We start from the raw sequence: 15690 nt of genomic DNA, 5'->3' as shown, positions 1-15690 counted from the left end.
GAGGCCCGCATCACCAACCGGTTTCAGAGACTGTAACGCACCCCGACCCACAGCGTGCGGGGTGCCCCCGGCGCGTAGAAGGTGGAGCCAACCTGGGGATAGTCGCCATTGACCTCCCCAAAGGGACGAGCCAGAACCCCCCCGGAAGCCGAGAAGGCCGTGGAGCCGAGCTGGGCACCGCTTGCATATTCCCGGTCGAAGAGGTTGTTGATCTGCCCGAAGACCTGCACGTTCCGGGTCATCGTGTAGCGTGCGCTGAGGTTCATCACCGCGTAGCCACCCGAGCGCCCGGAGCCCAGATAGTAAGTACCATCGGGTTGATGCTGGTTGTTCTCGTTGCCCCGGGCGTAGGAGCCCGACACGGCGATCAGGTCGGCCCCCATCGAGAAGGCCGGGGTGAAGCGGTAGTCAGCTGAGGCCTTGAACAGATGCCGGGGGATCAGGGGAATGCGATCCCCCTTCTTGATATCGATGGTGCCCTCCAGCCCCGGGCCTTCCTCATTGGTGCTGTTGCCGGTGCCGCCCACCTCCTCTGCCGAACGATAGGTGGCATCAAGCCAGGTGTAGTTGAAGGCGAGGCTCAAGGCCCCCAGGGCCGTACTTGCACCGGCTTCGACCCCCTGGCGGCGGGTCTTGCCGAAGTTCTTGAAGTACCCATAGCCCAATTGTTCGTCCGCCACGAACAGGATGTCGTCATGACTGGTGGCGCGGAAAATACCCAGGTTCCAGCGGCTGGTGGCATTGAGCTGCCCCCGCAGCCCCAGATCCCAGGTCTTGGTCACCACCTGCTTCAGCGGCGGGTCGCCCGCCATGGCATTGGGCAGCTTGCAGGGATTCTCCGGATTTGCACAGCCCAGTTCGATGGCGGTCGGAGTACGGCTGCCTTCGTTGTAACCCGCGTAAGCGTTCCAGCTACGAGATGGGGTGAAGGTGATGCCCACCGCGGGATTGAAGCGGTTGAAGCTGTGATTGCCGTCCAGGGAATCGGCGCCCCCGCCCGGATTCAGGTTGTCGCGGTTCTTAACCGTACTGCGGTTGTAGCGCCCCGAAACCGTAGCGTGCCAGTGTTGATTGAGGGAAAGGGTATCGGTGGCAAAGACGCTGACCGTTCGGGTACGTCCGTTGAGACTGACCCGCGAATCCAGTGCTACTTCGCCCTCCCCGGCATTCTGGCTGCCATCGGCCCAGGCATCCACCGGCGTCACGCTACGGTCAGGATTGATATAGCCGTACTGCCCCGACTGCTGGAAATGCAGATTGCTCTGGTCGTATCCCGCCCCAACGATGAAGAGGTTCTTTCGTCCGGCCAGCTCGCCTGCCACCGACAACTGGCCCGCGAGTCCGAAGTTCTCTTGATCGGTACGGGAGCGGTTGATCAAGCCGGAACACTTTTCGTTGGGCTCGTCCGCCAGCAGCGTGTTTGCCAGGCATCGCCAGTACGGAAACGGGGTGTTGGCGGCATTTGCACCGCTGGTGGGAAAGCCACTGTAGCCGGCGGCGGCCAGGGCATCCCGCTCGTCTGAATTGGGTTGGTAGATCGAGTTTTCCAGGGCGCTTTCGTTGATGTCGCCGTTGTAGGTTGTGCCCGTGATCTTGCGGTAGTACACGTTGCCCGACAGCAGGGCCCTGTCGCTCAGGCTGTGTTTTCCGGTCAGATTCAGGAACAGGGAGCGGTTCTTCGTGATGTCAGGCTGGGTGTAGATGCTGCTGTAATCCTGCTCGAGGAGCCGCTTTTCCTGCAGGCCGTTGCCATTCATCCGGTTGTCCGCGTAGGCAACGCTCAGATCAAGATCGGTGCGGGCATTCTGCCAGCCGAACTTGCCGAAGACCTGGCGCAGATCCGACGGTGAATTGGTACGCCATCCGTTCTCATGAAAGTGGTTGGCGGTGATGAACCACTCCAGCCCCTGATCATTGAACCCGCCATGCTCGAACTCCACGGCGCGGCGCCCGTAGGATCCCCCGCTGACCTGGACAGAGGTTCCCGCGTGGGTACGCCCTTCCTTGGTCTGGATGGCCAGGGCTCCGCCCAGAGTGTTGAGACCAAACAAGGGGTTGGAGCCCGGCATCATGTTCATCGATGCAATCGCTGAGCGGGGGATCAGATCCCAGCTCACCACATCGCCGAAAGGCTGGTTGATGCGGACCCCGTCAAAGTAAACCGAGAGACCCTGGGGCGTACCGAGGAGCGGAGAGGCCGTAAACCCGCGATAGTTCACATCCGGCTGGAACGGATTGTTCTGGGTTTCGTTCACGTGCACGCTGTTCAGACGGCGATTCATGAAAGCGGAAATGTCCAGTGCCATGCTCTGCTCGATATCCCGTGCAGTGGATGTCTGGACTGGTGCCGCGATGTGGCTCAAGGGCTGCTCGAGGCCGGGGAGCGGCGTCTGACCGACGACGGTCACGGTTGGTGCGACGGAGTAGACGGCCTCTTCCGCGTAGGCGCCGGAAGCGAACGCCGCCGCAAGGGCCAGCACGAGCGGATGGACGCGGGGTGTCGAGGTGCGGGATGAGGACGACGGGTGGCTTTGCATGGACAGTCTCCGGATTCTTGTATGGCGATAAGCCTACCGAGGCGCGCTTGCCTTCACCATGGGAGAAGTTCCCGACCCACTCATCCAGTTCTTGACGCGTCGCAACAACGTCAATAAAATGCGAATTGTTCGCATTTGTATTTGCGCGTTTTATTGTACGTGCAGCGGTGCCACTCTCAGCCAGCCAGCTACTTGCCAGCCAGAGCATGTCGCAAGCCAGCCAGGAACACCCCTTTTACTGGATGGATATCGACATGAATCTAGCCCTCAACACGCAGGGGCCTGCCGGGTTTGATCTGCCCGCCCCTTTCCTGCTTGGGCACCGCATCGCCGGTTCGACAGGCCGCACTCGCCGCCGCACGGCAGCCGGGGTCGGTCTTGCCACCCTGCTGCACGTGGGGCTGCTGGCGATCATCGCCCACGGGATCAGTCAGAGCAGCCCGCCGATCACGCCGCCTCAGCCCCTGATGACGGTCAGCCTGATCACGCCGGATACCCAGAAACCCGCTCCATCACCCCGCCCGGAGCCCGTCAAGACGCCCGAGAAGACGCTCAAGCCCACGATCAAGCCAAAAGTGGCCCCGACGCCGCGCGTGCAACCCAACACGCCCCCGGTGATCACCTCGGCTGCTACAAACAACAATCCGGCCGAATCCACTGCGCCCGCAGCGCCTGCGCCCCCGACTCCGGCGGCGACGCCCACGGTGGCCCGCGAAGCCCCGGTCGCCGTGAGTGCGCCCCGCTTCGATGCGGCCTACCTCTCCAACCCTGTACCTGAATACCCCCGCCTTTCCCGTCGCATGGGTGAAGAAGGCCGGGTGATGCTGCGGGTTCATGTCGGTGCCGATGGCAAGCCTCTGGAGGTGACCATCGCCAAGAGCAGCGGATATGCCCGTCTTGACGAGGTTGCCCGGGAGACAGTCCTGCGTAGTTGGCGCTTCGTCCCCGCCCGTCAGGGTGAACAGGCCGTGGCAGGCACTGTCCGGGTACCCATCGATTTCTCCCTGAACTCCTGACCCCTTCTCCACTATTTCCCCAAAGGAACCCCCATGAACGAAAACACTTTCAGCCTCGGGCAGATCTGGTCCCAAGGAGACAGCGTCTCCCATGCCGTGGCCATCATCCTGATCGTCATGTCCCTTGCCTCCTGGTCGGTCATCCTGATCAAGGCGTGGAGCCTGATGCAATTGCGTCGCATGAGTGCCGCAGCCAAGCAGTTCTGGCACAGCACCAGCTTTGACGAAGGTATGGCTGCACTCCAGCCGGAACAGGCGGACAACCCCTTCCGTGACTTGGCCAGTCGCAGCACCGAAGCCGTGACCCACCATATCAACCATCAGAACGAACTGCATGGTGTGCTCAACCTCAATGACTGGCTCACCAGCACCATGCGCCAATCCATCGACGACACCACCAGCCGCCTGCAGTCCGGCCTGTCCATCCTGGCCTCGGTGGGCTCCACCGCGCCTTTCATCGGCCTCTTCGGTACGGTGTGGGGCATCTATCACGCCCTCATTGGTATCGGTGCCGCCGGCCAGGCCACCCTCGACAAAGTCGCCGGCCCGGTGGGCGAGTCCCTGGTGATGACCGCAGGGGGTCTCGCCGTGGCCATTCCCGCTGTTCTGGGCTACAACGCCTTGGTACGCGGTAACAAGGAGATCCTGGCGCGGCTGAAGCACTTCGCCCATGACCTGCACGCCTTCCTGGTGACCGGAGGCAAGGTCCGCAAGAACCCGGCCAGTGTCCATCCCCTGCCGGCACGAAAGGAAGCGCAATGAGCTTCCAGGCCAGTGATTTCGACGACGACGGAGAGGTGATGTCGGAGATCAACATGACGCCCCTGGTGGACGTCATGCTGGTGCTGCTGATCATCTTCATCATCACCGTACCGGTGATCAATCATGCGGTGAAACTCGACCTGCCCAAGGCCAGCAGCCAGAAGGAAGAGATCAAACCGACCAAGATCAGCCTGGTCATCGATGCGGGTGGCAGCGTGAGCTGGAATGGTGACGGCGTGCCGACAGGAGAGTTGGAGTCACGGCTACAGGCCTCGGCGGCCCTGCAGCCCCAACCCGAGATCCATCTCCAGGTGGACAAGCATGCGGAATACGACCATGTGGCCCAACTGCTGTCGACCGCCAGCCGGCACGGTTTGAGCAAGATCGCCTTTGTGACGGAACCCGCCAGGAACTGACGGAGCCGGGTTAATGAAGGGTTGCGGAAGGCACCCCGGGCGGTGCTTTCCGCAGTCTCTCAGTTCTGTGCCCCGACGGAGCGTTCTCCCGCCCACAGGGACACCCTGTTACGCCCGGTCTGCTTGGATTGATAGAGGGCATTGTCGGCCTGATCGATCAACTCGGCGGGATCCTTCGCGCCCAGTCGGATTGACGCCACACCGAAGCTGGAGGTGATCCGGATGCCTGGGATGTCGCGCACCGCCGCGCCGGCATTCCTCTCGATGCTGAGCCTCAGACGTTCCGCCACGTCCAGCGCCTGTTCGGGCGTCGATCCAGGCAACATGATGCAGAACTCCTCGCCACCATAGCGACATAGCAGATCCACTTCGCGCAGCTCCGAGCCCAGGCATTTCGCCACCGACTTGATCACCTGGTCACCGACGGCATGGCCATAGCGGTCGTTGAAAGATTTGAAGTGGTCAATGTCGCTCATGATGCAGCAGACCTCCTCGCCCCCTGCCTTGAGCTGGTCATATAGCGGCTCCGCGCTGCCAAAGAATGCGCGACGGTTGAGGCAGCCGGTCATGGGGTCTCGGGTTGCGAGGCGCTGAAGTTCCTCATTCTGGCGGCGGATCTCATCCTTCGACATCTCAAGATCGCTCAGGGTGACCAGTAGCTGGTCATTGATGCGATGGAGCATCGTGACATCCGAGAAGCTCACCAGGCAACCTCGCAAGCGGCCATGCCCATCGAGAATGGGCGAACAGCCGACAATGGTGCACAAGGGTTGTTCCTCTTCCCCGGGGCGCAGGATCTCAAGGGTTTCATCGCCCATGCTCGCCCGCGATGCCATTGCCTTGGACCATGGAAGATCGTCCGGCGCGACATGGAAGCCGCCCACCAACCATTCCATTTCGATCACCGGCTTACCGGTGATTTCGTCCTGCGCCTGGGGATGGAGCGCCCGGAACGCGCGATTGGCCAGCACCACCCTGCTCTGCTTGTCCAGAATGAGCACACCTTCCGACAAGGTGTCAAAAGCGGTACGTACCCGGTCCGGGATGGCAGTAGAGGGATCAAGGTACTCCAGCACCCGCCGCATGTAGAGATAAAAGGCGAAAAACGCACCGATGCCTATGGTCAGCAGCGCCACGACCGGTGGATAGGCGAACCATTCGATGAGGGATTCAGGCAGCACGGGCCGAAAGGCCAGCTCCACCTCTCCCCAAGGCTTGCCGTCCGACAACACCGGAACCCGAACCTGAGTCACGGTGGAAGAGCCATCTTCGGGTGGGTGCCAGTAGCGCTCATGCTCCCCGGCCCGCGCAACGATCTCGCCACCATGACGCCGGACGGCAAGGGAGCGCAGAGCCTCATTGCGCTTGAGCACATCACCCAAGGTGCGCTGAAGGGTCGGGATGTCGCCGACCTGGAGCAGCGCTGCGGACTGGATTGCCAGGCCCTCACTGATCTGCTGGCGGACTTCACGCGCGAAATCCGCCCGGTCGGGAAGCAGCCCAAAGACCATGTCCATCACCATCAACAGTGAAAGCAACAGGGCCACCAAGCCGATGGCGATGCGCGCAATAGGATTGATGGTCGGGATGGCAATGCTCATCGTACCCACCCTTCCCGCTCCTGATCGAACAGATCGGCTGCGCCGATTTCGTCCCGGGTCATCTCGTCATCCATCCGTCTTCCCCAATCCATTTCGCTGTCATCGACGGGGCCCAGCACCGGCAGAGGATCCAAGGTGCGCCAGGCGGGCGCCACCATCAGCAGGCCGGCGATCAGGCCGCTGGCCCGGCTGGCCCACCATACGGCGCCCGCGGTGAGGACGATGCCGCTCAGTTCCACCGCGTGCAACACAAGCTGTACATCTGCATAGGGCTCGGGCAGCGGGGGAGGTTTGGTACGGTCGCTGACTGTGCGGGAGGCCGTGCTTCCCGTATCTGCCTTGGCCGGATCCTGAGCGCCCAGCATGAACTCCAACAAAGCACCATCGGGTTGCGTACCCAGGGTGAGCGTAATCTGCGCCTTAGAGAAACGCGCCAGGGATTCAAGCGAGCTGCGACGGGCTGGTGCTTCCGTCTTGAAACCATCTGCCAGATGAAGCGAATGCCCGTCCTCCTCCGCCCCCGCCATTTCAGGGACGACCCGCAACGGCGTGAACGCGCTCGGCGTTGCGGGGCGAGCGGTCGGTTTGAGTGCTCCAGTCGTGCCCTGCGACGGGTTCGCAACCCCTGAGTCCGGCTGAGTTGCGTTGGGCGGTAGCGGACTCGTTGAAATCAAGCCGGCTGGGCTGAATGCCACGGAGGCCTTCAATTCGGGGCCCATGGATTGCCCGTCACCGGCTCTGAGGACTACCACGGGGCCATCGGCAAACGCTTGATGGCGGAACACCACCCTGCCCGCAAGCAGATCGGCATGGGAGAACACCGATACCGCCTGCCCCGGGTTGGATGTTAGTTCGAAATGCCCGTTTTCGGTCCTCACGACCTCGTATACAAGCTCACTTTGCGGCGAATCCGTATCCGTTGCCTGAATGGCGTTGGCACCAAGCGTCACCGTTCCGCCTGCCGTAAGCGGGAAGCCAGCCTTGACGAGGGTCGGCGCATCATTGACTGGTGCAACGGTCAAGGTGACCCGAACGATATCTCCGACCTCCTGTCCGTTCGACGGACGATAGCTGAAGCCATCGACGCCATTCCAGTCCGCATTGGGGGTGAAACGGAAACTTCCGTTGGATTCCAAGGTTAGCTGCCCGTTTGCGGGGCCGCTGACCAGTTCAGCGCTCAACGGCAATCCATCGGGATCAGTGTCGTTGGCCAGAATACCGCTGTTTTCAAGCTGGATGAAGCCGTCCTCATCGAGGACATAGCTGTCGTTCGTACCCATCGGCGCGTCTGAAAGCGGGGTCACGCCAATGGTGAGTACATGCGTCCCCGTTTCAGTGTCGGCCCCACCATGGGCCGTACCCCCGTCGTCCCGAACCCGGAAGCCCAGCGATGTGAAGGGCAACCCGTTCTCGTCGGCGGGCGGAACATAGCGCAGCAGCCCGGATGCGATGTCGACGGCTCCAACCCACTCACCGTCAGTCAAGCTCCGGCCGTCAAGGCTGAGCGTGCCCCGGGCGGGTAAGCCAACGATCTGCACGGCTGCAAGCTGGTCGGCATGGTTGTCACCCGGATCCGAGAAGCCGAAATCGGCCGTCGAGAAGACGTAGCTCTCGTCTTCGTTCAAGCGAATGCTGCCGTCCCTGCCGAGGGGGGCTTCGTTGAGCCCAATGACGCTGATCTTGAGGCTGGTGGCGGTATCAAGTGTGCCGTCCGAAACACTCACGACCACTTCGTAGACGTTGTCCCCATTTGCATCTGAAGATTGCTCGAAGTCCGGAGGCGAAACGAAACGTAGTGCCCCGCTCACCGCATCAATCGCAAACCGGGCTGCGTCGGCACCACCTGTGATACTGAAGCTCAGCGTCTGAGCGGGTTGGTCGGTGTCAGTGGCCGTTACAGTCATCACTGCCGTGGTGTTCTCGGCAACGCTGGCGGTTGCCCCGCTGGTGATCACCGGGGCATTGTCGTTGCCAGCGGTCACCGTCACCGCGATGGCCAGGCTGTCGGTGCTGCCCTGGCCGTCGGATACCTGGACGGTCACGTCGTAGACGTTGTCGCCGCCAGCGTCGGTCGGGGTCTCGAAGTCCGGTGCCGCCAGGAAGCTCAGGGCTCCCGTGCTGGCATTGATGGCGAATTTGGCGGCGTCGGCGCCGCCAACGATCGAATAACTCAGGGTTTGGGCAGGCTGGTCGACGTCCGTCGCGGTCACGGTCATGACCGCCGTGGTGTTCTCGGCAACGTTCGCTGTGGCGCTGCTGGTGATCGTCGGGGCGTTGTCGTTGGTGGAGGTGACCGTCACCGCGATGGCCTGACTGTCGGTGCTGCCCTGTCCGTCGGATACCTGGACGGTCACGTCGTAGACGTTGTCGCCACCGGCATCGGTCGGGGCTTCGAAGTCTGGGGCTGCCAGGAAGCTCAGGGCACCGCTGCTGGCATTTATCGCGAACTTGGCGGCGTCCGCACCGCCGATGATGCTGAAGCTCAGCGTCTGAGTGGGTTGGTCGGTGTCAGTGGCCGTCACGGTCATCACTGCCGTGGTGTTCTCGGCAACGCTGGCGGTTGCCCCACTGGTGATCACCGGGGCATTGTCATTGGCGGAGGTGACCGTCACCGCGATCGCCTGGCTGTTGGTACCCCCCTGGCCGTCGGCCACCTGGACGGTCACGTTGTAGACGTTGTCGCCACCCGCGTCGGTCGGGGCTTCGAAGTCTGGGGCTGCCAGGAAGCTCAGGGCACCGCTGCTGCTGTTGATCGCGAACTTGGCGGCGTCCGCGCCGCCAACGATGGCGTATGTGGACACTCCGCCATCCGGATCAGAGGAGGTGATGGTGGTAACGGCAGTGCTGTTCTCCGCCACATCGACTGCCGCAGAACTGGTGAAGATCGGTGCATCGTTGGACGGTATGATGGTCACGGTGCCGCTGGCGACATTGCTCGTGCCGCCATCGCCGTCTTCCACGTAGCCGGCCATGGTCCGGACAAGTGTTGACGGGCTCTCGGAGACATTTTCATAGTTGATGTTGCGCCCGAGCGCTTGCGCAGCACTGGCGTCGGCACTGGCGTTGAAAGTCACGATCAGCGGTGTGTTGCCATCGGTGCCGCCTGCCCAGGTGCCGATGACGACGCCGCCGTATGTCACGTTGCTGCCCGCGAGCCCGATCAACCCGACGCCCGTACCCTGATTGCGGATGGCAATGCGATCCTCCGCCTGGCCGTTGGCGGTGAACTGGACGATCAGTCTGCCATTGTTGAAATCGCCCCCATCTTCGTCAGCCACCGTCGCCAGGGCCGCCACGATCACCGGCCCGGCGTTCTCGGCGTAATCGGTGTTTCCGGCTACAAAGGTCACGAGCGGTGCATCGTTGGAATTGGTGACACTCACGGTGATGGCCTGGGTATCCACCGCACCCGTTCCATCGGCAACCTGGACCGTGACGTTGTAGGTATTGTTGCCGTCGCTGTCCGTCGGTGCCTCGAAATTCGGTGGCACCTGAAAACTGAGTGTTCCAGTGCTCCCGTTGATGGCAAACGTTGCAGCGTCGGCCCCACCCGCGATGCTGTACGTCAGCGTCTGGGCTGCACTGTCGGGATCGCTTGCGGTCACCGTGGAGACTGTCGTGGTGTTTTCTGCAGTCGACACCGAAGCCGTGCCGCCACCTCCTCCACTGGTGATGGAGGGAGGGTTGGTATAAATGTTCGCAGCAAACTCGGAAGTCTCGATGAAGGCCATCCCCGATGTCAGTCGGGTCGCCGTCGCTGTCACCACCTGCCCAGTGGGCACCGCGGCAGTCAGCGTCGGGCTGAAGCTGGCATTGCCGCTGGCGTTGGTCACCACATCAACAAAACCGAGATAGCTCTGCCCTTCTCCATTTCCGGACGAATCCGGGACGGGATTGGCAAAGAACTCGATGCGGAAGTTGGTGCTGGCGAGGCTATTGAGGGTGCCGACGATGGTGATGGTGCTGCCCGAGGTGAGTGCCGAGGTGAGCTCCGGGGTGTTCTGCAGATTGTTGGCCCCCGTGTCGGTGTCGCCGACGTCGTTGGTATTGATCCAGTCGCCGCCCACGTCAATGCCCAGGGAACCATTGGCATAAATGCTGTTGCCGATCATCACCGCACCGGTGGCGGTGCCGTAGATGACGATCCCCTGATGTGAATTGAGGGCATTGGCGATGACGTTGCCTTCACCGATGTTTGACCCGCCAATCATCGTGTTGGTGGCATCCATCACGAGAATGCCCTGCTTCTCGTTACCTGCCGCGGTGGTGCCATCCGCGGCCACACCGATCCAGTTGCCGCGGATCACGGTACCGTCCGTGGTCGCCCCATATACGCCGATGCCCTGCCAAGCATTGCCGCTGATGATGTTGCGGGTGGCAGAGGTCGTACCTCCGATCCACGTACCATAGGCGCCGCCGGTTACCTCAATACCTTCCTGAGTGTTGGCTAGCACACCGCTGCCGCTCGCGTCCAGACCGATGATGTTGCCTTGGACGTAGTTGTTCACACCGCCATTGGTGATGAGGATGCCGTTGTCCAGATTGCCCGAAATCACGTTTCGGGCGCCAGCAACGGTGCCTCCGATGAGATTTGCACTCCCCGCGTCGATCTGCACCCCCTGGAAGGTATTGCCGATCGCCCCGGTGCCGGCGGCATTGGTACCGATGTAGTTGCCGCTGATGGTGTTGTAGTTGGTGCCGGACTCGCTGATCCGCACACCAACCTGGTTGTTGCCAGAGATGACGTTTCGCGCACCCGCCGTCGTGCCGCCCACGATGTTGTAGGTGGCCCCCAGGAATATCGCCACGCCCTGGTTGGTATTGCCCAAGTCTGTCGTACCGGTGGCGTCGAGGCCGATGTAGTTGCCTGCAACGACATTGCCCGTGGCCCCCCCACCGAAGATCTGCACGCCATCCACTGTGTTGCCCGAGATGACATTGCGGGTCGCTGCAGTGGAGCCTCCAATCGTGTTGTTGGCCGCATCGAAGATCAGGACGCCGACCTCGTTACCTGCAGCGGCCGTGCCCGCCAGATTGGTACCGAGATAGTTGCCAGCAACGGTGATGTTGGATGTGCTGAGAATCTGGATGCCGCTCGAGGTGAAGTTGTTGATGGCCAGATATTTCACCGAGCTACCCGCCGCCGCGGCGCCGCTGAAGACAAGGCCAGCACTGCCCGCGCCGGCCGAGGCCCCGTTGAGGGCGATCAGCGGCTCGCCCGTGAAACCTGCCTGAGAGTCACCGTGAATCTGGACCACGCTGGTGATCGTGGGCAGGGCCGAGCTGAGGTTGATGGTCTGGGCGCCGCTGCCAATGGCAAAGGTGATGGTGTCGCCGCCCGCCGTGTTGTTGGCCGCGATAATCGCTTCACGCAACGAGATCTTGCCGTCCGCCCCCTTGTTGGCGACAAGGTTGGCAATGCTGCTGGTGTTGCCGTCGGCGGTATCCGCGGCCGTGGTGACGATCAGTTCGCTGGCGACATTGGTCACCGTCACGGCGATGGACTGGGTGTCGGTATTGGTGCCGTCCGAGACGCGGACGATCAGGTTATAAACGTTGTTGGCACCGCTATCGGTGGGGTTCTCGTGGTCGGGTGCGGAGACGAACTGAAGGACACCCGAATTGGCATCGATGGTGAATTTCGACGCATCGACACCGCCGGAAATATCGTAAATGAAGCTACTTGCCGGAAGGTCGGCATCGGTGGCTGTCACCGAGGTGACCGTCAGCGTGTTTTCGGCGATGGAGATCGAAGCCGATGCCCCGCCGCCATTGCTGGTGATAACCGGCGCACTCTCATTGACCGCGGTAACGGTGACGGAGACGGTTCTGGTGCTGCTCAAGGTGCCGTCGCTCGCCTGTACGGTCACGTCGTACACGTTGTTGGCACCTGAGTCGGTCGGTGCTTCGAAATCGGGCGCCGTCGCGAAGCTCAACGCGCCGGTGCTGCTGTTGATGGCGAACTTCGCCGCGTCGGCACCGCCTACGATTGAGTAAGTCAGGGTTTGCGCCGGCTGGTCTGCGTCCGTGCCGGTCACGGTCATGACTGCCGTGGTGTTCTCGGCAACGTTGGCCGTAGCCGCGCTGGTGATCGCCGGCGCGTCATTGACCGACGTTACCGCCATCGTTACCACCGCCGGCGTGCTCGTCATGCCGGTGCCGTCGGATACCGTCAGGCTGATGGTGCGGGTGGCGGTGCTGGGGCTGTCGCTGGTGTTGCGGTAGGTAATGTTGCGTACCAGAGCCTGCACGGCGGCGACGGAGGCGTTGCTGTTGAAGGTGACCGTGAGCGGCGTGCTGCCGTTGCCAAAGCTTCCGCTGTAAGTGCCGATGGTCGTGCCACCATAGGTCACGTTGGTTCCGGACAACCCTATCTGCCCGGCGCCGGTCCCCTGATTTTGGACGCCGAGTTCATCGGTGGCAGTTCCATTGGCGGTAATTTGGTAGATCAGCTGGCCGCCGGTGAATACCGCGGTGTCGCTATCGGTAACAGTGGCGCCCGCATCGTAGATGGCGGCGGCGTTCTCCACATAGGTTCCGCTATAGCCGGTTGGCGTCACGACGGGTGCCGCAGCGTATAGATAGCGCTGCATGAAGACCCCGTCGGTATCGCCGGGGCCATTGCCGTGCCAGACGACAACGAGGTGCCCCTTTTCGTCGGATGCCAGGCTGGGTACATCCTGATAGTCCGTCGTGGTGGTGTTGACCCGGACTTCACCGGTAAGCGCGGTGCCCGAAGAATCGTATTGGCGCATGTAAACGCCGTCGAAGCTGCCGTCCTGAGACATGCTCTGCCAGGTCACGACGAAACCGCCGCCGGCCAGCATCGTCACAACCGGGTTCTGCTGCTGGTTACTCGTTGTGGTGTTTATCTGGAACTCGCCGCCCTGGGCAACGCCACTGCTGTTGTAGCGCTGGCCGCATATGCCATTGCCGCTGCCGTCCTGGGCACTCTCCCAGACAATGACGAAGTTGCCGCTCGTGTCCATGGCAACCACCGGCAGATCCTGATTGCTGGTGGTGTAGGTGCTGACATGGAACTCGCTGCCCTGCGCCACGCCACTGCTGTTGTAGCGCTTGGCGTAGATGCCTTCATTGCTGCCATCCTGACCGAAGCTCTGCCAGGCAATAACGAAATTGCCCGACGCATCCATGGCCACACTGGGCTCGGTCTGGCTGTCGGCGATATAGGTGTTGACCAGGAATTCCCCGCCCTGGGCCACGCCGCTACTGTTATATCGCTGGGCATAGATGCCGTTGGAGTTGGCCAGATCCTGGCTCCAGCTCTGCCACGCAACCACGAAGTTGCCACTGGCATCCATCGCCACGGCAGCCTCTATTTGATCGTAGGTGGTGGTTGAATTGACGCGGAACTCACTGCCCTGGGCCACGCCGCTGCTGTTGTAGCGCTGGGCGTAAATGCCATTGCTGCTGCCATCCTGCCCGGCGCTTTCCCAAACCACCACGAAGTTACCGCTTGCATCCATCGCCACCTGGGGGCTGCGCTGGTTGTCGGACGTGAAGGTGTTGACATGGAACTGGGCACCTTGCGCAACACCGCTGGCGTTGTAACGTTGACCGAAAATGCCGATACCGGTATCGCTCTGACCGGAGCCGTCCATCCAGATGATGACGTAGTTGCCATTGGCATCCATGGCGACGGACTTGCTGGACCAGTTGAGTGTCTGAGTGCCGCTGGTACTGGTGTTGACCAGCGTTTCCGAACCCTGGGATGTGAGCGCCAGTGTGCCCGTCCACTCGAACTGCAAGTCGGCTGAGGCAAATGGATGCGCTTCGACGGTGCCGGAACGCACCTCGAGCTGCCAATCGCCCCCATACTGCGCGCTGCCCGTGGGGTCGTCGCTGGCCGCCACGTCGGCACCGGTGAGCTGGGCCAGGCTTGCCACCAGTGACCGACCGCTCGCCCCGTCACCCACATCGCAGCCATAGAGCAGCAGATCGGCTTCGCCGGTGAGGGCGTCACCCCAGGCGGCAATTTCCCCTGCCCGCTGGAAGATGGACTCGGCATCAAGGGTGCTGGCGCCCAACTGGGCGGTGCCGCTGGCGCCGTGGCCAAGCAGATGGATCGCGGAAACCTCGTCACACCCCGAAAGAGCACTGCCAATCAGCCCAATACCGTCCTCATCGGCACCGACCACGATGACATCGACCGGTCGCCCGGCTTGCTGCTGGGCCGCAAGATCGTCGATGATCTGTTGAACGTCCGGTGTCCGTGCATCGACGAACACGATTTCGGTGGCTTGACCCTGCAGACCGATTGCGTCATCACTTAGCTGTACTGGCGTAGCCAGCACTGCCGTGACAATCCCCGCCGGCCCGGGGTCGGCCGAGTAGAGGAGGCGCGACTCGAAAGTCTCGATCAGCGCCCGGTGATGGCGACGGCGTTTCATGGGGACTTCTAACGCCGGGGCTTTTCCTTGAACGATGCGAGACTGGAGTCCATCCGCATCCCATCCACAAGACGGTTACCGGTAGTGGCAAGCCTGGGTTGGGGCGAAGTTTCACCAAAGGTGATGCGGCAGCGCAGGCCTGCGGGAAGGGTGTTTCCGGGGTTGGGCAGGGTCAGGCGGACCCGAAACGTGTTGCTGGCGGCGTCCACCACCCGATCAACCAGGGCCACGGTGGCATCCAGTGCCGCAACATTGGGCAAATCCGGCTTGATGCTGGCCACCTCGCCTACCCGGATCGTACCGAAGCGGGCTGCGGGCACGATGACCTCAATGCGTAGCGGATCAATCCTGGCAACCTTGAAAATCGGCTTCTCTTCAACCCGCTCGCCCAAGGAAAGATAGCGTTCCACCACCACGCCATCGAAAGGGCTGCGAATCGTCCGCAGGCCCACTTGGGCCTCCGCCACCCCTACCTCGCGACTCCACACCCTGAGCTGTTCGCGGGTCTGCTGCACTTTCTGCTCCGCCATCTGGAAATCGGTTCGCGCCTGATCAAGGGCCTGCTGCGCGACGAAGTTCTTTGCCACCAGGTCTTCAGCTCTGCGCATCTTCTGGCGGGCGAGATCGCGACTGGCCTCGGCGCTACGCAAATCGGCCTCGGTGGTGGCGCGGGTGCGTGCCACCTCGGCGGTGGCCCGTTCCACGTCGTTGCGCAGCACGGCCAGCACTTGGCCCTTGCGGACCATGTCACCGCGCTCGGCACGCAGGGTGTCCAGCACGCCAATGACGGCACTGCCCAGGTCGGCGACCTTGTCGGGCTCGATCAGGCAGCCGAGACTTGTCGGTGTTGAAGCGCCCACGGCGCTGCCTGCTGCCTGTGGAGCCGCCGCAGCAGCCAGACCGGCCAGTCCCAACAGCGCGAAACCCAGTATCCAGTTGTTCATTCT

At 62.2% G+C, this 15690-nt stretch carries 7 protein-coding genes; 3 read left to right on the top strand and 4 right to left on the bottom strand.

The features are described from left to right. Positions 1 to 23: 23 nt before the first annotated feature. On the bottom strand, positions 24 to 2537 hold the full coding sequence (locus J0L98_RS01885) for a TonB-dependent receptor (protein ID WP_296409691.1): 2514 nt from the start codon (positions 2535 to 2537) through the stop codon (positions 24 to 26). Between the two features lie 167 nt (positions 2538 to 2704). Between J0L98_RS01885 and J0L98_RS01880 the strand changes: the two genes are divergently transcribed. The 3 genes from J0L98_RS01880 to J0L98_RS01870 are packed head-to-tail and all read left to right on the top strand — an operon-like array spanning position 2705 to position 4731. Beyond that, entirely contained in the window at positions 2705 to 3553 is an 849-nt protein-coding gene (locus tag J0L98_RS01880; protein ID WP_296409690.1) for an energy transducer TonB, read from the top strand. Positions 3554 to 3586: 33 nt separating this feature from the next. After that, positions 3587 to 4315 carry a MotA/TolQ/ExbB proton channel family protein gene (locus J0L98_RS01875; protein ID WP_296403284.1) on the top strand — a complete coding sequence of 243 codons (729 nt, stop codon included), beginning with the start codon at positions 3587 to 3589 and terminating at the stop codon, positions 4313 to 4315. Continuing rightward, the gene (locus tag J0L98_RS01870; RefSeq protein WP_296403286.1) at positions 4312 to 4731 is read left to right on the top strand and encodes a biopolymer transporter ExbD; all 420 of its coding nucleotides are present in this window, start codon (positions 4312 to 4314) and stop codon (positions 4729 to 4731) included. The genes J0L98_RS01875 and J0L98_RS01870 overlap by 4 nt, the downstream gene beginning before the upstream one ends. 59 nt (positions 4732 to 4790) lie before the next feature. Here the strand turns inward: J0L98_RS01870 and J0L98_RS01865 are convergent, their stop codons facing one another. Genes J0L98_RS01865 through J0L98_RS01855 form a run of 3 tightly spaced genes read right to left on the bottom strand, consistent with a single transcriptional unit; the run spans position 4791 to position 15687 of the window. Beyond that, a complete protein-coding gene (locus J0L98_RS01865) occupies positions 4791 to 6332 on the bottom strand; it encodes a GGDEF domain-containing protein (protein ID WP_296409688.1) in 1542 nt (513 codons plus the stop codon). Beyond that, complete coding sequence (locus J0L98_RS01860) at positions 6329 to 14743, bottom strand: cadherin domain-containing protein (protein ID WP_296409687.1); 8415 nt, start codon at positions 14741 to 14743, stop codon at positions 6329 to 6331. The genes J0L98_RS01865 and J0L98_RS01860 overlap by 4 nt, the downstream gene beginning before the upstream one ends. An 8-nt stretch (positions 14744 to 14751) precedes the next feature. Next, a complete protein-coding gene (locus J0L98_RS01855) occupies positions 14752 to 15687 on the bottom strand; it encodes an efflux RND transporter periplasmic adaptor subunit (RefSeq protein WP_296409686.1) in 936 nt (311 codons plus the stop codon). Between the last annotated feature and the right edge of the window lie 3 nt (positions 15688 to 15690).

It is taken from the genome of Zoogloea sp. (assembly GCF_017302315.1).
In the GTDB taxonomy this organism is placed as follows: Bacteria; Pseudomonadota; Gammaproteobacteria; order Burkholderiales; family Rhodocyclaceae; genus Zoogloea.
This window is presented reverse-complemented; position numbering and strand designations above follow the sequence as displayed.